This is a genomic window from Paracoccus sp. MKU1, assembly GCF_001447385.1.
GTDB lineage: Bacteria > Pseudomonadota > Alphaproteobacteria > Rhodobacterales > Rhodobacteraceae > Paracoccus.
The window spans coordinates 21,695-41,482 of sequence record NZ_LLWQ01000163.1 but is presented as its reverse complement, the minus strand read 5'-3'; the positions used below and the strand labels follow the sequence as shown (position 1 = coordinate 41,482).

The window sequence follows — 19,788 nt, the reverse complement described above, 5'->3', positions numbered from 1 at the left end:
GATGGACAGCGACATGCGCCTCGCCACGGCCGGCGATCTGGCCAGGGTCAGGGAACTGGTGGACAACGCCTATGGCCATTACATCGCCCGCATCGGCCGCAAGCCGGGGCCGATGCTGGACGACCATGCCGCGTGCATTGCCGCCGGCCGGACGCATCTGCTGGAACGGGACGGCGCGCTGCTGGGCCTGATCGTGCTGGTCCCGCAATCCGATGCGCTGCTGGTCGAGAATGTCGCCGTCTCGCCCGCCGCGCAGGGGCTGGGGCTTGGCCGCCGGCTGATGGATTTCGCCGAGGCCCGCGCCCGCGCGCTGTGCCTGCCCCGGCTGCGACTCTACACCCATGTCGCGATGATCGAGAATCAGGCGATCTATGCCCGGCTGGGCTATGCCGAGACCTGCCGCGTGCACGAAGCCGGGCTACACCGGATCTACATGGAAAAGCCGCTGGCCTAGTCGCGATAGGGAATCGTCGCCCCTGCCCCCGGCCGCTGCGGCCCGGCCGGGATGAAGCTGCGCGCGCTGCAACCCGTCTCATCGCGCTCGGCCAGCCCGGGCGAACGGCGCGGCGGCAATTCGAACCCGGCGCAAAGCCGATAGCTGCGCGGCCCGGTCACTTCGTAGCGATAGGGCACGCCTGTGAAGGGATCGGCCAGCCGCACCTGCCAGTCGCAGGGCGGCGTGGTCTCCAGCGCCTCGGGCAGGCGGTCGCCGTTCTCGCGCGCCAGGCAGACCACCAGCCGGCCGAGATCGGCCAGGTCGCTTTCGCGCTCGCGGTCGCGGCGCTCCTTGCGGGCATGGCCGGGGCCGCCGGTCAGCGCCAGCCCGGCGACGACGGCGACCGCAGCCAGCAGCGCGATGGCGATGGTGGCCCAGCCCTTAATCATTCAGCTCGTCCCGGTAATAGGCAAAGACCAGCCCTGCGACCCCGGCCACCAGCGCGGCCTTGGCAGCGAAACGCGCGGTCAGATCGCCATTGAGCAGCGTGTAGATGACGTAGATGCCATCCGCCAGGAACACCAGCGCCACCACCAGCAGCGTCAGCGAGGCGAACCATTTGCGCACCAGCGACCGCCGCCGCCCGGCATCGCCCAGGCTCATCCGCGCCACCCTGCGGTTGAGGAGCAGAAACAGCGGCACGAAGGCGATCAGCGAGGCGATGGACCAGCGCATCGAGCTGCCCGGCCCGTAATAGGGCCTGTCGGCCGGGTCGGGGAGCAGCCGGTCGATCAGCGCCATGCCCAGCTCGCAGACATGCCAGCCGATCATGCCCAAGGACAGGAACAGCAGGCCGTAAAGCAGCGCCTCCTGCGCCGAGGCATAGGGTCGCGGGCGCGGCACCGGCGGCAGGCCGGGGACCGCCTCCCAGCCGCCCAGCGCCTCGTCGATCTCGGGCGCGGACCAGCCGGCATGGGCCAGCGCCCGGGCGATGCCGTCGCGGTCGCCGCCCTGCGCCATGGCCCGGCGGACGAATTCGGAAAGCTGGTCGGATGGTTTCATCGGCACCCCCTGTCTGGCCGGCAGGTTTCGCCATGCGCAAGGCCCGGTCAAGCCTGTCTGGACCCTGCCCGTGGGCAGTTTCGCCCTGCCCCGGCGTCGCGGCGAAAATTTTCCCGAAGGCGCGATTTTTCCCCTTGCACCCCCCGGCGCGCTCCCATAAATGACGCCTCACCGAAGGCGAAGCGCCATCGGGACGGAGCGCGGGCGTAGCTCAGGGGTAGAGCATTACCTTGCCAAGGTAAGGGTCGTGAGTTCGAATCTCATCGCCCGCTCCAAAATTCTTCCTTCGGGATCAAGCGAAAAGCGGCCTTCGGGCCGCTTTCGGCTTTTCGGCCCCGGCCTTCAATCAACCTGAAGCAGATCGTTCACCCCGCCTCTGGCCATTTTCCGGGAATTGGCGCTAGTATGGCAATCGGAGTTGCCCCGGCTGCCATGTCCGGGACAGTCGTCAGGAACAAGCTGCCGCGCGTCGCAACCACAATCCCCCGAATCGCGGCCAGCCAAGCGTGAGGTAATCATGCCGGCTCTGGAAGCTCTGATCGAACGGAAACTGCAACGACTCGACGTGCCGCTGGCCGTCCGCCTGCCCTCGGGACGGCAACTGGGCCCGCCCGATGCACGCGTGACCATCGCCTTCAAGGACATGGCCGCGCTGGCGCCGCTGGCCTCGGCCCGGCTGGGCCGGCTGGGGGACGAGATCGTCCGCGGCCGCGCCCGGATCGAGGGCTCGATGCGCGACCTGATGCGGGTCGTCGCCGCCCTGGTGCCCGGGGATGGCCAGCCGATCACGCCCAAGCCCTGGCAGCGGCTGTTCTATCATCTGCTCTCTGTGCTGCACCACAGCCGCAGCCGCGATGCAAGGCAGATCCGCGCGCATTACGACGTCTCGGACGAGTTCTATGCGCTCTGGCTCGATCCGCGCCGGGTCTATTCCTGCGCCTATTTCGCCAAGCCGCAGATGACGCTGGCGCAGGCGCAGGAGGCCAAGCTGGACCTGATCTGCCGCAAGCTGGACCTGCGCCCGGGCGAGCGCTTCGTCGATATCGGCGCCGGCTGGGGCGGGCTCTTGCTGCATGCGGCGCGCCATTACGGCGTCGATGCCACCGGCATCACCCTGTCGCAGAACCAGTTCGACCATGTCAGCCGGATCATCGCCGACGAGGGTCTGGGCGATCGGGTGCGCATCCGGCTGTGCGACTATCGCGACCTGGTGCCCGACCGGCCCTTCGACAAGCTCGCTTCGGTCGGCATGTTCGAACATGTCGGGCGCGCCAGGATGGGCACCTATTGCGAGACCCTGCGCCGGCTGCTGCGGCCTGGCGGGCTGGCGCTGAATCACGGCATCGCCGCCTCGGGGCTGGACGATGCGATGGTCGCTGGCGGCCTGGGCGATTTCATCGAGAAATACATCTTCCCGGGCGGCGAGCTGATCCATGTCAGCCAGGCGATTCGCAGCCTGTCCCAGGCCGGGCTGGAAATGGTCGATACCGAGAATCTGCGGCCGCATTACGCCCGCACGCTCTGGGCCTGGTCCGACGCGCTGGAGGCGAAGCTCCCCGAAGCCGAGCGGGTTCTGGCGCGCTCCATGCCGCCCGACCGCGCGGCCGAGGTGTTGCAGGCCTATCGGCTGTATCTGGCCGGCTGCGCGCTGGCCTTCGAGCAGGGCTGGGTAGCGCTTTACCAGATCCTGCTGATCCATCCCGATCCCGCCATGGCGACGCCGGACCTGCCCGGTGCGCAATCCGCCTATCCCTTCAGGCGGGACCATATCTATCGCTGATCCGGCGCGATGCGCCTTCACAATGCGCAGGCCGGCCCTTGGCAAGCGGGGCCGCCTGCGCATAGTTAACGGTAACATCGGCCGAAAGCCGAGGATCTGGGACATCCATCGCCCCGGCAGGGCCCGGGCGATGCCAAGCGAAACGGAGCGGAACCGAAATGACGAAGGCGGAAATCGGCCTGATCGGCCTTGGCACGATGGGCGCGGCCTTGGCGCTGAACATCGCCGAGAAGGGCTTTCCCATCGCGGTCTGGAACCGCACGGCCGAGGTCACGCGCCGCTTCCACGCCCAGGCCGGCGCTCTGGCGGATCGCGTGATCCCGACCGAAAGCCTGGCCGAGCTGGTGGCCGCCATCGCGCCCCCTCGCGCCATCATCCTGATGGTCCCCGCCGGCCCGGCCGTCGACGACCAGATCGCCGCGCTGGCGCCGCTGCTCGGCCCCGAGGATCTGGTGATCGACGCCGGCAACGCCAATTTCCACGACACCAACCGCCGCGCCGCCGCAGGCCTGCCGATGCGCTTCCTGGGCATGGGCGTCTCGGGCGGCGAGGAGGGCGCGCGCCACGGCCCCGCCATCATGGGCGGCGGCGCGCGGGCCGACTGGGACCGCATCGCCCCCGTCATGCAGGCCATCGCCGCCCGGGCCGAGGACGGCACCCCCTGCGCCACCTGGATGGGCGAGGCCGGCGCCGGGCATTTCGTCAAGACCGTGCATAACGGCATCGAATATGCCGACATGCAGATGATCGCCGAGGTCTATGGGCTGATGCGCGACGGGCTGGGTATGCCGGCCGCCGCCATCGGCGAGACCTTCGCCGGCTGGAACCGGGGGGCGCTGAAATCCTATCTGGTCGAGATCTCGGCCGCCGTCGCCGCGGCCTCCGATCCGCTGACCGGGGCGCCGATGCTGGACGTGATCCTGGACGCCGCCGGGCAAAAGGGCACCGGGCGCTGGACCGCGATCGAGGCGCAGCACCTGGCGGCGCCGATCCCGGTGATCGAGGCGGCGGTGATGGCGCGCAACGTCTCGGCCCGCATCGACGAGCGCAAGGCGGGCGAAGCGCGTTTCGCTGCCGCCCCGCAGGCGCTGGAGCTGGCGCTGCCCGAACTGGAGGCGGCACTGATCGCCGGCAAGATCCTGTGTTATGCGCAGGGTTTTGCGATGATCGAGGCGGCGGGCCGGGCCTTCGGCTGGCAGCTGGACCTGCCGGGGATCGCGCGGGTCTGGCGCGCGGGCTGCATCATCCGCTCGGCGATGCTGAACAACATGGCCACGGCGCTGGCCGAGGACCCGTCGCGCAACCTGGCGCTGGCGCCGTTCTTCGCCGAGAAGCTCGAGACCGCGATGCCGGCGCTGCGGGCGGTGGTGGCGCAGGGCGTGCTGCACGGCCATGCCTTGCCGGCGCTGGCCTCGGGGCTAGGCTGGTTCGATATGATGCGCACCGGCCGCGGCACGGCGAACATGATCCAGGCGCAGCGCGACTTCTTCGGCGCGCATGGCTTCGACCGCCTCGACGGCCGGGACAGCCACCATGGGCCCTGGGCGGCGAAGTGAATCCGTCCCACGGATCTGCGGTTACGTGACGAGGATCGGGCGAACGCCTTCACCGACCCGGCCTCGGAAGCGAATGCCAGGCGGTTTTCGGGAAAGCGGCGAGCAAGGCAACAACCCCCTTGACCGCGCCCGACGAAAACCCTAGCAAACGCGAGGCTCCGGCGGGTTGGCGGAGAGGTTACGCAGCGGATTGCAAATCCGTGAAGACCGGTTCGATTCCGGTACCCGCCTCCAAAATCCTCGACAACCTGTTCGAGCTTTCCGGCCTCGCTGCAAGATCGGCGCTGGCCGGGACTTCGCGCATGGCCCGTCCCGACGAAGCCGCGCCTGCCCTTGCCCTCGCAGCGAATCGGACGCATGGCTGGCCGCACGGAAAGGAATTGCGCATGAGCGAATGGACCAAGGGCTTCTGGGCGATGATCGGGGTCTGCGTGACCTGGGGCCTGTCGCCGATCTTCTACCGCGCCCTCACCGGCGTGCCGACCGTCGAAGTGCTGGCGCATCGCACCGTCTGGTCGCTGGCGCTGTTTCTGGTCATGCTGGGCGCCCAGGGCCGGCTGGGCCAGCTGCGCGCCGCCCTGGCCGGCCGCCAGCTGGGGCGGATCGCCTTTGCCGCGCTGACGGTCTCGACCAACTGGGGCATGTTCATCTGGGCGGTGCAGGCCGGCCATGTGGTGCAAAGCTCGCTGGGCTATTACATCTTCCCGCTGGTCGCGGTGCTGACCGGGGTGCTGGTCTTTGGCGAAAGCCTGACGCGGACGCAGGCGCTGGCCGTCCTGCTGGCCGCCCTGGCGGTGGCGCTGCTGACCTGGGGGCTGGGGGTCGTGCCCTGGATCAGCCTGGGGCTGGCCACCACCTTCGTCCTCTATGGCGCGGTCAAGAAGGCGCTGCCGCTGGGTCCGGTGCTGTCGGTCGCGGCCGAGGTCGCCCTGCTGACGCCGCTGGCGCTCGGCTGGCTCATCGCCCAGGCGCTTGGCCTGATGCCGGCGCCGCTGGCCGAGCCGCTGGGCTTCGGCGCGAATCTGCCGGTCACGCTGCTGCTCATCGCCTCGGGCGCGATCACGGCGGTGCCGCTGATCCTGTTCAGCTATGCGGCACGGCGGGTGGAAATGGCCACGCTGGGGCTGATGTTCTATCTGAACCCGACGCTGCAATTCCTCTGCGCCGTGCTGCTGTTCGGCGAGAGCTTCACCGGCTGGCACATGATCGCCTTCGCGATGATCTGGGCGGCACTGGCGATCTATTCCGTCTCGGCCCTGCGCCAGTCCCGCCACGCCCCGCCATTGGCAAACGGGTGAAACCCCGTATAGAACAGCGCGAAAGAACATCCGGGGGCGACATGGCCAATCAGAACGACAGCTTCATCGACGAGGTCACCGAGGATCTGCGCCGCGACCGGCTGTTCGCGCTGTTCCGCCGCTATGGCTGGATCGCGCTGCTGGTGATCCTGGCGATCGTCGGCGGAGCCGCCTGGCGGGAATATTCGAGCAGCCAGGCCAAGACCCGGGCCCAGGCCTGGGGCGACGCCGTCCTGGCCGCCCGCCAGGGCCAGGATCCCATCACCGCCTTGACCGCCGTCGATGCCGCCGGCTCGGCGGGCCGCAAGGCGCTGTCCGAGATGCTGGCCGCCGGCGCCGAGGCCCAGGCCGGCCTGCCGCAAAAGGCGGCCGAGCGGCTCAAGGCGGTCGCGGCCGGCCTTCAGGACGATCCGGTGCTGCGCGACCTGGCGCTGCTCAAGGCGGTGATGGTGGCCGGCCCGGCCATGGATGCGGCCGAGCGCGACCGGCTGCTGGCCGATCTGTCCAAGCCCGGCGCCCCGTTCGAGCTGCTGGCGCTGGAGCAGAAGGCGGTGGCGCTGATCGGCGCCGGCCGCACCGAGGATGCCGTCATGCTGATCGGCCAGATCCAGCAAAAGGACGGTCTCTCCGAACCCTTGCGCCGCCGCCTGTCCGAGATGATGATCACCCTGGGCGTCGAGCCCGAGCGCGGCGAGACCCCCGGTCCGCAGACCATGCCGCAGACAATGCCGGCCCCCGCCACGAATTGATGGCCGGCCCCGCCGGCAAACCGAACCAAGGCGCCCGTGGCCGAATCCCGATTTCACGCCCGGCCCGGATAGAGGAGAAAGCGATGACGAGGCTGTCCCTGATCGCCGCTCTGGCTGGCCTGACCGCCCTTTCGGCCTGCACCCAACGCGAAACGCCGCTGCCCGGAGAGCGGCTGGATCCGCGCGCCGTGCTGTCGCCCGACGGTCCCGCCGCCGAGGGCGCCCAGGCGCCGACCACCGCCGCCCTGTCCCTGCCGCCGGTGCGCGCCAATGCCGACTGGTCGCAGCGCGCCGGCAACGCCGCCCATGCGCCGGGCAATGTCGCGCTTGGTGCCGGCACGCGCCGGGTCTGGGCAGCGCCCATCGGCACCGCGTCGGACAAGCGCCACCGCATCACCGCCGAGCCGGTGGTCGCGGCGGGGCTGGTCTTTGCCCTGGACAGCCAGTCCACCGTCACCGCCACCACCGCCGGCGGCGGGCGGGTCTGGAGCGTCGATCTGCGCCCCGCCGGCGAAAGCGACCGCAGCGTCTCGGGCGGCGGGCTGGCCTTCGAGGGCAACCGGGTCTTCGCGACCACCGGCTATGGCGAGCTGGTGGCGCTGGACGCCCGCACCGGCGGCATCGCCTGGCGGCAGAAGGTCGAAGCGGCGATCGGCGGCGCGCCGACGGTCGCGAACGGCGTCGTCTATGTGCTGGACCGCGAGCAGACCGGCTGGGCGGTGCGCGCCAATGACGGCAAGGTGCTGTGGCGCAGCTTCGGCAACAAGGACATGGCCGCGGTGATGGGCGCCTCGGCCCCCGCGCTCTCGGGCGGCACGGTGGTGTTTCCGTCGAACACGGGCGCGCTGACGGGCGTCGACGCCTCGGACGGCAGCCAGCTTTGGGTCGCCAATGTCGGCGGAACCCGGCTCGGCCGCGCGGTCAGCTATTTCCGCGACATGACCGGCGACCCGGTCATCCTGGGCAATACGCTTTACGCCGGCACCAGCGCCGGCGGCGTCGGCGCCTATGACCTGAGCACCGGCATGATGAAATGGCACGCCCGCGAGGGTGCGGCGAGCCCGGTGCTGGCCGCCGGAAACTCGATCTTCCTGGTGAACGACCAGGCGCAGCTGATCCGGCTGGACGCGGCCAATGGCGGCCGGGTCTGGGCGCAGAAACTGCCCTATTTCACCGAACAGATCGTCCGCAAGCAGGACCGGGTCTGGAACCATTACGGCCCGGTTCTGGCCGGATCGAAGCTTTACCTCGCCTCGTCGGACGGCTATCTGCGCGTCTTCGATCCCGCCTCGGGCGCGCTGATCGGCACCGCCCAGATCCCGGGCGGCGCCGCCGCAGCCCCGGCCGTCGCGGGCCAGACCCTTTACGTCGTCACCCATGACGGCCAGTTGATCGCATACAGATGAGCTTTACCCTCGCCATTGTCGGGCGCCCCAATGTCGGCAAGTCCACGCTGTTCAACCGCCTTGTCGGCAAGCGGCTTGCCCTGGTCGATGACCAGCCCGGCGTGACCCGCGACCTGCGCGAGGGCGCGGGGCGTCTGGGCGACCTGCGCTTCATCGTCGTCGATTCGGCCGGGCTGGAGATCGCCGAGGACGACAGCCTGCAAGGCCGCATGCGCCGCCTGACCGAGCGCGCGGTCGATGAGGCCGATGTCTGCCTGTTCGTGATCGATGCCCGCGCGGGCGTGACCGCGGCCGACGAATATTTCGCCGATATCCTGCGCCGGCGGGCCAGGCATGTCATCCTGGCCGCCAACAAGGCCGAGGGCCGCGCCGGCGAGGCGGGCGCGATGGAAGCCTATGCGCTCGGCCTGGGCGAGCCCCTGCGCATCTCGGCCGAGCATGGCGAAGGCATGGACGACCTCTACCGCGCCCTCGTGCCGCTGGCCGAAGCCTTCGAGGCGCAGAACGTCCAGCAGGCGCCCGAGACCGACGTCGCCGTCGAGGATGGCGAAGAGGCCGAGGATTGGCGCCCATCGGCAAGCAAGCCCTTGCAGATCGCGGTGATCGGCCGGCCGAATGCCGGGAAATCGACGCTCATCAACAAGATCCTGGGCGAGGACCGGCTGCTGACCGGACCCGAGGCCGGCATCACCCGCGATTCGATCAGCGTCAGCACGAATTTCATGGGCACGCCGGTCCGCATCTTCGACACTGCCGGGATGCGCAAAAAGGCGCGCGTCACCGATAAGGTGGAAAAGCTTTCCGTCGCCGACGGGTTGCGCGCCGTGCGCTTCGCCGAGGTGGTGGTGGTGCTTCTGGACGTGGGTATCCCCTTCGAGCAGCAGGACCTGCGCATCGCCGATTTCGCCGAGACCGAGGGCCGCGCCGTGGTCGTCGCCGCGAACAAATGGGACCTCGAAGAGGACAAGCCCGAAAAGCTCAAGGAGCTGCGCGAGGCCTTCGAGCGGCTCTTGCCGCAGCTGAAGGGCGCGCCCCTGGTCACCGTCTCGGCCCGCACCGGCAAGGGGCTGGACCGGCTGCACAACGCCATCCTCAAGGCGCATGAGGTCTGGAACCGCCGCATCCCGACCGCGCGGCTGAACCAGTGGCTGGGCGCGATGACCGAGGCGCATCCGCCGCCGGCGCCGGGCGGCCGCCGCATCCGGCTGCGCTACATCACCCAGGTCAAGACCCGGCCGCCGGCCTTCGTGGTCATGGCGACCCATACCGACAAGCTGCCCGACAGCTACCAGCGCTATCTGGTGAACGGGCTGCGGCAGGATTTCGACATGCCGGGCACGCCGATCCGGCTGACCTTCCGCGACCAGGGAACCAAGAACCCCTACAAGGACAAGGCCAGCAAGATCAACCAGTCCGGTGCGCTGTCCAAGCACAAGCAGCGGCAGAAGCCAAAGGGCGCCTAGGTCGTCACCCGCACCAGCGCCACGGCGATGATGGCGATGGCGATGACGGTCATGGTGGCGATGGCGGCATCGGTGGTGACGGTGGCGGCGGCAATACCGATCAGCCCCCAGATCAACGCCACGCTGAAGCCGATCCGCCGCCCCAGCCGCAACTGCACGCTGACGGCGGCGACCGAACCGATCAGCAGGGCGATCACCGCCGCGGCCTCCTGCGGCACGCCCAGCCGGTCGCGCAGCAACCCGGTGAACACGGCGAAGCTGACCAGCAGCCCCCAGCCCGCGACGAAGCCCAGCAAGGAGCTGCGCCGCACCAGGCTGCCGACCCGGATGCCCCGCAGCGCCGCCGCCAGGAAGCCCGCCAGCATCGCCGCCGACAGCAGGAAGGCGATGACCGGCTGGCCGGGCAACAGCCAGGGCCAGACCGCCCCCGCCAGCAGCCCCAGGATCAGCGGTGCATGCTCGACCAGGCTGTCGTCCTGCTCGTGCAGCCGCAGCAGATGGCCCGGGGTCGGCGGGCCGGCGCTTTGCGGTGGCAGTTCGCGCTCCTCCTCCCGGGCGGCCGCGCGCGCCAGGCGCATCCGCCGCCTCTCGAACCAGCGCCGACCGGCGTGATAGGCCAGCGCCGCCCAGGTTGTGCCCAGCAGCCCGGCCATGCCCAGCCCTTCGGGGCGCAGGAACAGCGCCGGCAGATCGACCCGCGGCGCCGGGCCGCCGGGAAAGCCCTGCCAGGGCGACAGCGCAAGCCCCGGGTCGGCGATGGCCGCCGGCGCCATGGCCCGCTGGTCCGGCAGCAGGGCGTGAAACAACGTGCTGGCAATGAAGGCCAGCACCGCCAGGATCAACAGCAGGGCGCCCAAGCGAGACATGGGCAGGAAACGCCGCCCGCTCGCGGCGGGTTTCGCGCGATCCAGCTTTTGTTAAGTCAGGCCAGCACCCCGTCGGCGCCCAGCCGCGTCTTGCCGCCCAGATAGGGATGCAGCCCATCGGGCAGGATGACCGACCCGTCCGCCTGCTGGCCGTTTTCCAGCACCGCGATCAGCGTCCGCCCGACCGCCAGCCCCGAGCCGTTCAGCGTATGGACGAACTCCGGCTTGCCGCCGCCCGCCGGGCGATAGCGCGCGTTCATCCGCCGGGCCTGGAAGTCGCCGCAATAGCTGACCGAGGAGATCTCGCGATACTTGCCCTGCCCGGGCAGCCAGACCTCGAGGTCATGGGTGATGCGGGCGCCGAAGCCCATGTCGCCGCCGCACAGCACGATGGTGCGATAGGGCAGGCCCAGCCGCTCCAGCACGGTTTCGGCGCAGCGGGTCATACGGGCATGCTCCGCGACCCCCGATTCCGCATCGGTGATCGAGACCATCTCGACCTTCTCGAACTGATGCTGGCGGAGCATCCCCGAAGTGTCGCGGCCCGCGCTGCCGGCTTCCGAACGGAAGCACTGGCTATGCGCCACCATGCGCCGCGGCAGGCTGGCATGATCGACCAGATCGCCGTTCACGGTATTGGTCAGCGTCACCTCCGAGGTCGGGATCAGCCACCAGCCCTCGCGGGTCTGATAGCTATCCTCGCCGAATTTCGGCAATTGCCCGGTGCCCTCCATCATCTCGGACAGGACCAGCACCGGCGCCCAGGTCTCCTCCAGCCCATGCTCCGCGACATGCAGGTCCAGCATGAACTGCGACAGCGCGCGATGGAGGCGGGCGACACCGCCCTTCAACACCACGAATCGCGATCCGGCCAACTTCGCGGCGGTCTCGAAGTCCATGCCGGGCCGGACGCCCGCGATCTCGAAATGCTCGCACGGGGTGAAGTCGAAGCTGCGCGGCTCGCCCCAGCGCCGGATCTCGACATTGTCGTTCTCGTCCTCGCCAGCAGGCACGCTGTCCAGGGGCAGGTTCGGAACGGTCAGCAACAGCTCGCGCAACTTGGCATCCAGCGCCGTGGCCTCGGCCTGCAACCGGGCGGTCTCGTCCTTCTTGGCGGTGACCAGGGCGCGCAGCCGCTGGAACTCGGCCTCGTCGCCGCGGCCCTTGGCGGCGCCGGCCTCCTTGCTGGCCCTGTTCTGCTCGGCCTGCGCGGCCTCGGCGGCGGCGATGCGGGAACGGCGGTCGGCATCCAGCGACAGGATCTCGGGCGAAACCGGGGCCATGTTGCGCAGCGCAAGCGCAGAGTCGAAAGCGGCGGGGTTTTCGCGGATGGCGCGGATGTCGTGCATGGCCCATTCCTCTGACAGGTTACGCGGCCCCGGATAACCCAAAGCGGCGCAAGGCGAAAGCCTCAGCCCGCCGCCTCGGCCAGCATGTCGCGCAGCACGCCGAAGAACCGCTCCCGCCCGGGATAGCCCTCGAATCGCACCAGTTCGACCCCGCCCTGCAACAGGATGAAGGTGGGCGTCAGCCAGGGCCGCCGCGCCAGCACCAGACCGTCCGGATAGGGCCCGTCCAGATCGACCATCAGCAGCGGCGCCGCGCGCCCTTCGGGATGCTGCCCATAGACCGGGGCGATCTCGCGGTCCCACTGGGCGCAATAGACGCAGCCCTTGCGCCGCACCATCAACAGCTGCAACCCGGCGGCGGCCGCCGCCGGCCCTGCCGCCATCGCCGCCATCCCGGCCAGAATCGCCCGCCGTGTCAGCATGACCCGCTCCGTTTCCCGCGCCAGACTTACCCCCCGCGCCGATCCGCCACAACCGCCCGGCGTTTACATGTCTTCCGTGTGGAAATATCCACGGGGGTGCGGGGGCAATCGGCCCCCGCGTCGCAAGGATGCAGCCGGGATGGGCATGGACGAACTGACCGAACCCCTGACGCAGGGCAACCGCCGCGCGCTGTCCCGCGCGATCACGCTGATCGAAAGCACCCGCCCGGACCACCGCGCCCGCGCCGTGGCCCTGCTTGCCGAGCTGCCCGAGCGGCAGGCGCTGCGCATCGGCCTGTCGGGCACGCCGGGGGTCGGCAAGTCCACCTTCATCGAGGCTTTCGGCAAGCTCTTGACCGCGCAGAGCCTCAAGGTCGCGGTGCTGGCCGTCGATCCCAGCTCGGCGCGCTCCGGCGGCTCGATCCTGGGCGACAAGACCCGGATGGAGACGCTGAGCCGCGATCCCAACGCCTTCATCCGCCCCTCGCCCTCGCGCGCCGAACTCGGCGGCGTCGCCCGCCGCACCCGCGAAACCGTGCGGCTCTGCGAGGCGGCGGGCTTCGACGTGGTGCTGATCGAGACGGTGGGCGTCGGGCAAAGCGAGACCCTGGTGGCCGAGATGTCCGACCTGTTCATCCTGCTGCTCGCCCCGGCCGGCGGAGACGAGCTGCAAGGCGTCAAGCGCGGCATCATGGAGATCGCCGACATCATCCTGGTCAACAAGGCCGATGGCGAGCTGCGCGACACCGCCATGCGCACCGTCGCCGATTACGCCGGCGCGCTGCGGCTGTTGCGCAAGCGCCCCTACGACCCCGAGGGCTTCCCCAAGGCGCTGCCGGTCTCGGCCTATACCGGCGAGGGGCTGGACAAGGCCTGGGCCAACATGACCTGGCTGGCCGACTGGCGGCGCGAGCACGGGCATTTCGAGAGCCGCCGGGCCGAGCAGGCGCGGCACTGGTTCCTCTCGGAACTGCGCACCGGATTGCTGGCGCGTCTCGACCGGCCCGAGGTGCGCGCCCGCCTGCGCGAGCTGGGCGATGCCGTGGCGCGGGGCGAGAGCGATCCCGATTCGGCGGCGGCCCGGATGCTCGACTGGCTGGGCGCGGCGGAATGCGATTCGCTGATCGCCGAGCGACAGGCTCATGAGCGCCGGGCCTGACCCGCAGGCGGATCCCGGCGCCCTGCTGGCCGAGATCCTGGGCCAGCCGCAGGGACCGGCCGAGCTTGCGGCCGCATGGTTCGACACGCCCTTGGGCGCCATGATCGCGGTCGCCGACCGGGATAGGCTGCACCTGCTGGAATTCCTCGAACGCGCGGCGCTGCCGGCCGAGCTGCGCCGCCTTGCCGCCAGGGGCCGCATCGCCCCCGGCCGCACCGCCGTCACCGACCGGACCGAGGCGCAGATCACCGGCTATTTCGCCGGCGACCGGGCGATGTTCGACCTGCCGCTGGCCCTGCATGGCACCGATTTCCAGCAGCAGGTCTGGCGGAAATTGCAGCGCCTGCCCGCGGGCGCGACCATCAGCTATGCCGAACTGGCACGGCGCATCGGCCGGCCCTCGGCGATCCGCGCCGTGGCGCGGGCCAATGGCGCCAACCAGATCGCGGTGGTGATTCCCTGCCACCGGGTGATCGGCTCGGATGGCGGGCTGACCGGCTATGGCGGCGGGTTGTGGCGCAAGCAGGCGCTGATCCGCCACGAGGCCGAACGGTTCGCGCCCTGAACCGCCGTGGCAGGGTGGAAAAGCCCGGCAAAAAGGCTTGACGCGCCGCCCGTCTGGCTTTATCCCCCGCAAACGGATTTCCGGGCGCTGCCACGCGGCGCCCTTTCATATTGCGGGCCCACGCCCGTGCAGGATCGAATCGAAGGAACAAGATCATGTCGCGCGTTTGCGAACTGACCGGCAAGGGCCCGATGAGCGGCAACAACGTCTCCCACGCCAACAACAAGACCCGCCGCCGGTTTCTGCCCAACCTGAACGAAGTGTCGCTGCTGTCGGAAAAGCTGGGCCGCAGCTACCAGCTGCGCATCTCGGCCGCGGCGCTGCGCTCGGTCGACCACCGTGGCGGCCTCGATGCCTTCCTGGCGAAAGCCAAGGATGCCGAGCTGTCGGATCGCGCCCTGAAGATCAAGCGCGAGCTGGCGAAAGCCTGATCCCCTTCGACCGCGCCCGCCGATTCCGGGCCCCGGTCACATGCGATGCGCCCCGCCGGCAACGGCGGGGCTTTTCTCATATCCCGCCTCGCTGTTCCGCGGGCCGACATCTAGCCCCCCGGTCCGGCACCATCCTGGAGCAAGCCTTGTACGCCGCTGAGCCGTGACTTGCGTGACGCGCTGCCGCGGCAGGCTGCCGCCGGCGGCCTGTCCCCCCAGGACGACGAGGCAACCCTGCCCGGCATGGCGGGCATCGGGCCGGTTTGCTCCCGCCCGCGCCGGCAGCGATGTCCCGGATATGCCAGCAATCGCAGATGGCTCCCGGGGATTTCGGCACGGGAATCCCGGTGAACTTGGCCCCCGACCATGCTATCATCGTTGCAGCCGGGGCGGAGGGCTGGACATGATCGGCGAAGATATTCGCGGCGGCGTGGTGATCGGCATGCTGCTTGGCCTCGATGAGGGGCGGCCGCTGGTGGTCTTTCCCGGCAATCCCTCGGCCCAGGCGGTTCCGGCGCGCAGCCTGGTGCGGTTCGATCCGGGCGATATCGGCGCCGAGCTTGCCATCCTGTTCGAGGATGGCGATGCAACTCGGCCGCTGGTGATCGGCCGCATCGTCTCGGCCCGGCCGCCCGGCCCGGTCGCCGCCGCCGATGGCGAGCCCGTACGCATCACCGCCCAGCAGCGCATCGAGCTGCGCTGCGGCAAGGCCTCGATCGTGATGGAGGCGGACGGCCATATCACCATCCGCGGCACCTATCTGGTCAGCCACGCCTCGGCGGCGAACCGCATCCGCGGCGGCTCGATCAATCTGAACTGATGTATCCCCCCGCCCCTGCCCTGCCCGAGATCCTGCGCCAACACGCCGAGCAGGCGGCCTTCCTGTGGACGCTCTACGACCGGGCGATGCTTTTCCCCGAGGAAAACCCCGAGATGGACGCCCTGCGCGTCGCCCGCCTGCTGGAACGGCTGGAGGCGCATTTGGACGGGCTGCGTGTCGCCGGCGCCGAGGGGCTGCGCATCGCCGAGGCGCGCTTTGCCGAGTATCCCGAGCCGGGCGAGCTGTTCGTGCTGCGCATGCTGCAACCCGGCGCCGAGGGGCTGCGGGTGGCCGCGCTGGACCTGGACAAGGTCAGGGCCTATCTGGCCGAGCGGCTGGGTCAGCCGCCGTAATCCGCCATGTCGAGCCGGCGCAGGAAGATATTGCCGTCATAGCCCATCTCGAACCCTTCCCAGGTCTCGCCGTCGAAGATGAAGATCTCCTTCCAGCCCGAGACCACCAGCTTTTCGGGCGAGGCGTGCATGTAGAACCCCTGGCCGAGATTGCGGAAGGGCCGCAGCGCGTTGCCCTCCTGCACGCTGATGCCATAGGAGGAATCGGTCCAGTAGCGGCGGCCCCTGAAGCTGCAAATGCCGAAATAATCCCAGGGCGCGGCCTCCAGCGCGATCAGTTCCTCGTCGATCAGCGCAAAGGCGGTGCCCTCGGCGCCGCCGAAATGCATCGCACCATCGGCCGAGACCTCCAGCGCATAGAGATTGCGCTGGTCCGGGATCTCCACCGGCACCCAGGCCCGGCCTTCAAGCCGCAGCACTAATCCGCCATGGCCGCAGGCATGCACGTTCTGGGCCGAGCTGCCGTGAATGTCGCGCAGCACCGCCAGATCATGGGGGGCGATCAACTCCCAGCCGCCGCCCGGTTCGCGGATATAGGCCACGCCGCGGTCGCCAAAGACGAATTGCGGCCCGTCTTCCAGATGCCAGATCCGCCGCAACACGCCTTCGGGCAAGGCGGTGATGCCGTCGCCCGCGGGCGTCAGGTCATGCATCAGCCCGCCCAGTTCCAGCACGACATGCCTGTCCGGCGCCAGCGTGGCATGGGAGTTGATCGCATCCTCGATCTGCAACCGCACCGTGAAGGTCAGCGTCTCGCCGAAATCGATGTCGAGCAGGAAGGACCGCGAGAACTCGCAATGGATGTCGGTCAACTCGAAACTGGCGGCATAGCGCGTGCCGCCCAGGTGAAAGGCGTCCACGGCCTCGATCCTCACCTCGGCGGGATCGAGATCGTCCAGCGGATTGCCCGAGGGCGCGTCGGTATCGGCCATGTCAGTTCCTCAGCTGGGTGTTCAGGACGTCCTGCGTCGATGGCTGGCTGGTCGAGCCGTCGGCGTTCTGCTTGGGCTTGGCCACGCTTTGCAGATAGGTCACGACCACCACCTCGATGCATTCCAGCGCCGCCTTCTTGTCCTCTTCCGAAGTGGGCGGTTGCAGCTTGTCATGGTGATCGCCGTAGGCTTGCTTGGTCTCGTCCAGCGCCTCGCGCACGGTCGGCTTGGGGTTCTTCTTCAACAGATCGCGGTTGGCCTTGGATTTCATCGGATGCGGCGCGCCCTTCATGCTGCCCCCGCCGCTTTTGGGCGTGCCGTCGGGGTTCAGGTTGAAGGAACGCATGCAGATGCACGGCGCCTTGTCCACATGATAGCCCGGAAAGGCGGCATAGTTCGTGCCGCCCCGCGATTTCTGCATCATCTGGTTTTCCAGCGGATGCTCGGACTGGTCGGGATGCTTGCAGGGCGACTTGCCATGTTCGTGCAGCTGCATTTCCAGCTTGTTCAGCAGCGCCACGCAATCGGCAAAGGCCTGGTTCGCCGCACAGATCTCGGGGAAGGGCGGCGTCTGCCCGGTGGGCGAGGCGTGGTTGTGCGTGGCGAGGTCGGAAAAGCGGATCACCGGCTCGCCGTCGAATTTCACGTCGTTCGACCAGGAGGTGAAATATTTCTTGCCGGTATTCTTCGAGGTGATGATGCCCTTTTTCGCCGCGCAGCCCGCCTCGGTCCCCGAGGTGCGGCTGATGTCGGACTTGTTCTTGATGTTCACCGTCTTGCCGCCGATGAACACCGTCCCGGTGCCGTTTTCCGTGTCCGAGGCCATGCCGAAGCTGGGATAGGGCACCGGCACGCCCGGCGGCGTGGCCGGGTTCTCGGGCGGGGTAAAGCAGGTGTCGGGAAAGGCGGCGATGGTCTGGGCGTTGACCGCCTTGCCGCTGATCTCCAGCCCGTTGGCGAAAACCCCGCTCATGGTGCCGCCCCCATGGCGAAACGATCCTCGGCCGAGACGCGCCGGGCCGGGCCCCGCGCCTCGTGCAGCACCGCCGCCCCGCAGGCGCCATCGTCGCCCGAGGCCTCGACCAGCACCGGCGAGCCGGGGGCATAGCCCTTGCGCACCGCCGCCAGCGCCATGCCCAGCATCGCCGGCACCACCGCCGCGCCGATATTGCCCAGGCTCTCGGCCGGGCTCCACAGATCCTGGAAGGCCGAGCGGCCGCGTTCCAGCCGCAGGGTCATCAGTGCAGTCTGGCGGAAGAAATGCTGCTCGCCCGGCAGGTCCGAGATGCGGTATTCGACATGGGCCAGGTCGGTCTCGGCCTCGGCCAGCGCGGCGCGATAGGCCGCGGCCATGCCGTCGCCGCGCAGGGGCAGGTCCGCGCCGTCCCCGCCCCGGCCGTTGCCCAGGAAGGCCGCCTCGCGCGCCAGGCCCAGCCCGGTCAGCCGCAGGGCGCCGCCCGGCCCCAGCAGCACCGCCGCCGCCGCCTCGCCGGGGATGAACCCGTCGGCATTGCCGTCCTGAAGCAACCGCGCAAGGCCGGCATAATGCGCCAGCGCCGGCCCGGTCAGATAGCTGTCGAGGCCCAGAAGCAGCACCCGGCCCGCCTGTCCCGTGGCGATCATGCGCCGCGCCCGATCGAGCCCGACGAAGCCCGAGGGCCGGCCATGCGCCACCACATGCGCCCGCCGCTCGGGCAGGTCGAGGATCCGCGACAGCATGCGCAGCAGCGCCGAGGGGTCTTGCACCGGCCGGCCGGGCCGGCCCTCCTCGGCCAGGCACAGGATCAGCGCGGCCTCGGCGGCTGCGGGCTCCTGGCGCAGGATGTCGGCCACGGCGCCGGCGGCCAGATGCGCCATGCGCCGCTGGCCGATCCAGTTGCGCGGCAGGGGCACCGGCGCACCGATGCGCCAGCCGCCGGGTGCGGTAAAGCGCGTCTCGGCGAACCCGTCCAGCCGCGCCCGCATCGCCGCCGCCGACGCGGCCCAATCGAGCCCCACAGCCGTCACCATGCCCGCCGCCAGCACGCCGATCATGGGCCGTCCCCCCCATCCTCGCCCGCGCCCAGCACCGCGGGCAGGCGGATATAGCCGCGCCCCTCGCGCTCGGCGCGCAGCATGGCGGCGGTCGGCTCGCCGATCCAGGCGCGCGAGAATTCGGCGATGGTGCGGCGGATCGGCACCTGCACGCGCCAGGTCAGCATCAGAACTCGCGCCTCGGCGTCGATGGCCAGCGTGTCGGGCAGCGCCACGGTGTCGAGGCAGCAGTCGCGCCCGCGCCAGACCCGGAACGGCAGCCGGGTGTCGGGCAGGCGGAACGCCTCGCGCCCGCGCGGGGTCAGATGCACCAGCGCCACCGGGGCAAAGGGCACGGGCGGCGCGATCTGCTGGTCGGGCGGCGCCGTCTGGTAGTAACGCTCGTCGAAGTCTCGCGGCAGGAAGGGCGCGGTTTCGGCCACCCAACGCTCGTCATAGGTGCCGCCATAGGGCAGGCGCAGCGGCCAGCCGCGGCCATAGGGCCCCAGCGCCATCGGGCGCCAGTCGCCATAGGGCGAGGTGATCTCCTGCCCCGGCGCCTCGGTATTGGGCAGGGCGAGGCCGGCCGGACTGCCGCCCGAGGCGGTGGCCCAGCCCAGCCCGACCGGGTTGGCGGCATGGACCGGCACGTCGGGGCCGGGCGGGCGGCTGCGGTCGGGACCGCCGAAGGCGGTGTCATAGGAAAACGGCATCCGGGTGAAGGGATAGGGCCGGGTCGCGGCAATGGCCGGCCCCAGCACGCGCCATTCGCGCTGGCCGACCACGTCGAGCTGCTTGGACCAATTGCCCACCGCCAGCCCCACGCGCAGCCGCTCGACCGGGCGGCCGCCGGGGGCATGGGCGGCGCCGTTCAGCACCACATCGCAGAAGAGCTTGCGAAAGGCGAAATCGCTTTCCCAAAGCGGCGCGGAAAAGCCCGGCGCGCCGGTATATTCGTCGGCCATGACCAGCGGGCGCTGGTCCTTCAGCGGCAGGGGCGGGTCGGTTTCACGCTCGGGAAAGGCGAAGCTGCCCTTGACCACCAGCAGCATGTAGGCCTGCCCAGCCACGTCCATGCCGGTCCCCATCTGATGGGGAAAGCCGGTCTGGTCGAAAATCTGCACGGCA

21 protein-coding genes and 2 tRNA genes are annotated in these 19,788 nt (G+C 69.8%); 14 read left to right on the top strand and 9 right to left on the bottom strand.

Going from position 1 to position 19,788, the window contains the following annotated elements; all coding sequences use genetic code 11:
* Window position 1 precedes the first annotated feature (1 nt).
* The gene (locus AQY21_RS12660; RefSeq protein WP_058098010.1) at window positions 2-454 is read left to right on the top strand and encodes a GNAT family N-acetyltransferase; all 453 of its coding nucleotides are present in this window, start codon (window positions 2-4) and stop codon (window positions 452-454) included.
* Here AQY21_RS12660 and AQY21_RS12655 read toward each other — a convergent pair.
* Together AQY21_RS12655 and AQY21_RS12650 are read right to left on the bottom strand one after the other, a co-directional pair.
* Window positions 451-885, bottom strand: coding sequence for a hypothetical protein (locus tag AQY21_RS12655; protein ID WP_058098009.1), 435 nt, complete (start codon window positions 883-885; stop codon window positions 451-453). The two genes, AQY21_RS12660 and AQY21_RS12655, sit on opposite strands and share 4 nt — an antisense overlap.
* Window positions 878-1,498 carry a DUF5671 domain-containing protein gene (locus AQY21_RS12650; protein WP_058098008.1) on the bottom strand — a complete coding sequence of 207 codons (621 nt, stop codon included), beginning with the start codon at window positions 1,496-1,498 and terminating at the stop codon, window positions 878-880. Before AQY21_RS12650 ends, AQY21_RS12655 begins: the two co-directional genes overlap by 8 nt.
* 200 nt (window positions 1,499-1,698) lie before the next feature.
* Between AQY21_RS12650 and AQY21_RS12645 the strand changes: the two genes are divergently transcribed.
* From AQY21_RS12645 to der, 8 genes are all read left to right on the top strand, one after another.
* Window positions 1,699-1,773 (top strand) — tRNA-Gly (locus tag AQY21_RS12645).
* A gap of 242 nt (window positions 1,774-2,015) precedes the next feature.
* Window positions 2,016-3,278, top strand: coding sequence for a class I SAM-dependent methyltransferase (locus AQY21_RS12640; RefSeq protein WP_058098007.1), 1,263 nt, complete (start codon window positions 2,016-2,018; stop codon window positions 3,276-3,278).
* A gap of 158 nt (window positions 3,279-3,436) precedes the next feature.
* Complete coding sequence (gene gndA / locus AQY21_RS12635; protein WP_058098006.1) at window positions 3,437-4,834, top strand: NADP-dependent phosphogluconate dehydrogenase; 1,398 nt, start codon at window positions 3,437-3,439, stop codon at window positions 4,832-4,834.
* Window positions 4,835-4,994: 160 nt separating this feature from the next.
* Window positions 4,995-5,068 (top strand) — tRNA-Cys (locus AQY21_RS12630).
* Window positions 5,069-5,220: 152 nt separating this feature from the next.
* A complete protein-coding gene (gene rarD / locus AQY21_RS12625; RefSeq protein ID WP_058098005.1) occupies window positions 5,221-6,132 on the top strand; it encodes an EamA family transporter RarD in 912 nt (303 codons plus the stop codon).
* Window positions 6,133-6,173: 41 nt separating this feature from the next.
* Window positions 6,174-6,881 carry a tetratricopeptide repeat protein gene (locus tag AQY21_RS12620; protein ID WP_058098004.1) on the top strand — a complete coding sequence of 236 codons (708 nt, stop codon included), beginning with the start codon at window positions 6,174-6,176 and terminating at the stop codon, window positions 6,879-6,881.
* 83 nt (window positions 6,882-6,964) lie between these two features.
* Complete coding sequence (locus AQY21_RS12615; protein ID WP_058098003.1) at window positions 6,965-8,287, top strand: PQQ-binding-like beta-propeller repeat protein; 1,323 nt, start codon at window positions 6,965-6,967, stop codon at window positions 8,285-8,287.
* Complete coding sequence (gene der, locus AQY21_RS12610; RefSeq protein WP_058098002.1) at window positions 8,284-9,750, top strand: ribosome biogenesis GTPase Der; 1,467 nt, start codon at window positions 8,284-8,286, stop codon at window positions 9,748-9,750. Before AQY21_RS12615 ends, der begins: the two co-directional genes overlap by 4 nt.
* Here der and AQY21_RS12605 read toward each other — a convergent pair.
* From AQY21_RS12605 to AQY21_RS12595, 3 genes are all read right to left on the bottom strand, one after another.
* On the bottom strand, window positions 9,747-10,616 hold the full coding sequence (locus AQY21_RS12605) for a hypothetical protein (RefSeq protein ID WP_058098001.1): 870 nt from the start codon (window positions 10,614-10,616) through the stop codon (window positions 9,747-9,749). The genes der and AQY21_RS12605 overlap by 4 nt on opposite strands.
* A 56-nt stretch (window positions 10,617-10,672) precedes the next feature.
* Window positions 10,673-11,965 carry a serine--tRNA ligase gene (serS, locus tag AQY21_RS12600; protein WP_058098000.1) on the bottom strand — a complete coding sequence of 431 codons (1,293 nt, stop codon included), beginning with the start codon at window positions 11,963-11,965 and terminating at the stop codon, window positions 10,673-10,675.
* Between the two features lie 62 nt (window positions 11,966-12,027).
* Window positions 12,028-12,387 (bottom strand): hypothetical protein, encoded by a 360-nt coding sequence (locus AQY21_RS12595; RefSeq protein ID WP_058097999.1) that lies wholly within the window; start codon window positions 12,385-12,387, stop codon window positions 12,028-12,030.
* A gap of 145 nt (window positions 12,388-12,532) precedes the next feature.
* Between AQY21_RS12595 and meaB the strand changes: the two genes are divergently transcribed.
* From meaB to AQY21_RS12570, 5 genes are all read left to right on the top strand, one after another.
* The gene (gene meaB / locus AQY21_RS12590; RefSeq protein ID WP_152988218.1) at window positions 12,533-13,546 is read left to right on the top strand and encodes a methylmalonyl Co-A mutase-associated GTPase MeaB; all 1,014 of its coding nucleotides are present in this window, start codon (window positions 12,533-12,535) and stop codon (window positions 13,544-13,546) included.
* The gene (locus tag AQY21_RS12585) at window positions 13,530-14,111 is read left to right on the top strand and encodes a methylated-DNA--[protein]-cysteine S-methyltransferase (RefSeq protein ID WP_058097997.1); all 582 of its coding nucleotides are present in this window, start codon (window positions 13,530-13,532) and stop codon (window positions 14,109-14,111) included. Before meaB ends, AQY21_RS12585 begins: the two co-directional genes overlap by 17 nt.
* 155 nt (window positions 14,112-14,266) lie before the next feature.
* Window positions 14,267-14,542 carry a 50S ribosomal protein L28 gene (gene rpmB, locus AQY21_RS12580; RefSeq protein WP_011748713.1) on the top strand — a complete coding sequence of 92 codons (276 nt, stop codon included), beginning with the start codon at window positions 14,267-14,269 and terminating at the stop codon, window positions 14,540-14,542.
* A gap of 403 nt (window positions 14,543-14,945) precedes the next feature.
* Window positions 14,946-15,362 (top strand): DUF6484 domain-containing protein, encoded by a 417-nt coding sequence (locus AQY21_RS12575; RefSeq protein WP_058097996.1) that lies wholly within the window; start codon window positions 14,946-14,948, stop codon window positions 15,360-15,362.
* Complete coding sequence (locus AQY21_RS12570) at window positions 15,362-15,715, top strand: hypothetical protein (protein WP_058097995.1); 354 nt, start codon at window positions 15,362-15,364, stop codon at window positions 15,713-15,715. The genes AQY21_RS12575 and AQY21_RS12570 overlap by 1 nt, the downstream gene beginning before the upstream one ends.
* On the opposite strand, the gene AQY21_RS12565 is transcribed toward AQY21_RS12570, so the two are convergent.
* From AQY21_RS12565 to AQY21_RS12550, 4 genes are read right to left on the bottom strand one after another with little or no spacing between them, the layout of a single operon-like run.
* Complete coding sequence (locus tag AQY21_RS12565) at window positions 15,703-16,647, bottom strand: hypothetical protein (protein ID WP_058097994.1); 945 nt, start codon at window positions 16,645-16,647, stop codon at window positions 15,703-15,705. The two genes, AQY21_RS12570 and AQY21_RS12565, sit on opposite strands and share 13 nt — an antisense overlap.
* 1 nt (window position 16,648) lies before the next feature.
* Window positions 16,649-17,620, bottom strand: coding sequence for a DUF4150 domain-containing protein (locus tag AQY21_RS12560; RefSeq protein WP_058097993.1), 972 nt, complete (start codon window positions 17,618-17,620; stop codon window positions 16,649-16,651).
* Window positions 17,617-18,681, bottom strand: coding sequence for a 3-oxoacyl-ACP synthase (locus tag AQY21_RS12555; protein ID WP_058097992.1), 1,065 nt, complete (start codon window positions 18,679-18,681; stop codon window positions 17,617-17,619). Before AQY21_RS12555 ends, AQY21_RS12560 begins: the two co-directional genes overlap by 4 nt.
* Window positions 18,678-19,784, bottom strand: a complete 1,107-nt coding sequence (locus AQY21_RS12550; RefSeq protein WP_058097991.1) for a DUF2169 domain-containing protein — start codon at window positions 19,782-19,784, stop codon at window positions 18,678-18,680. Before AQY21_RS12550 ends, AQY21_RS12555 begins: the two co-directional genes overlap by 4 nt.
* Window positions 19,785-19,788: the final 4 nt, after the last annotated feature.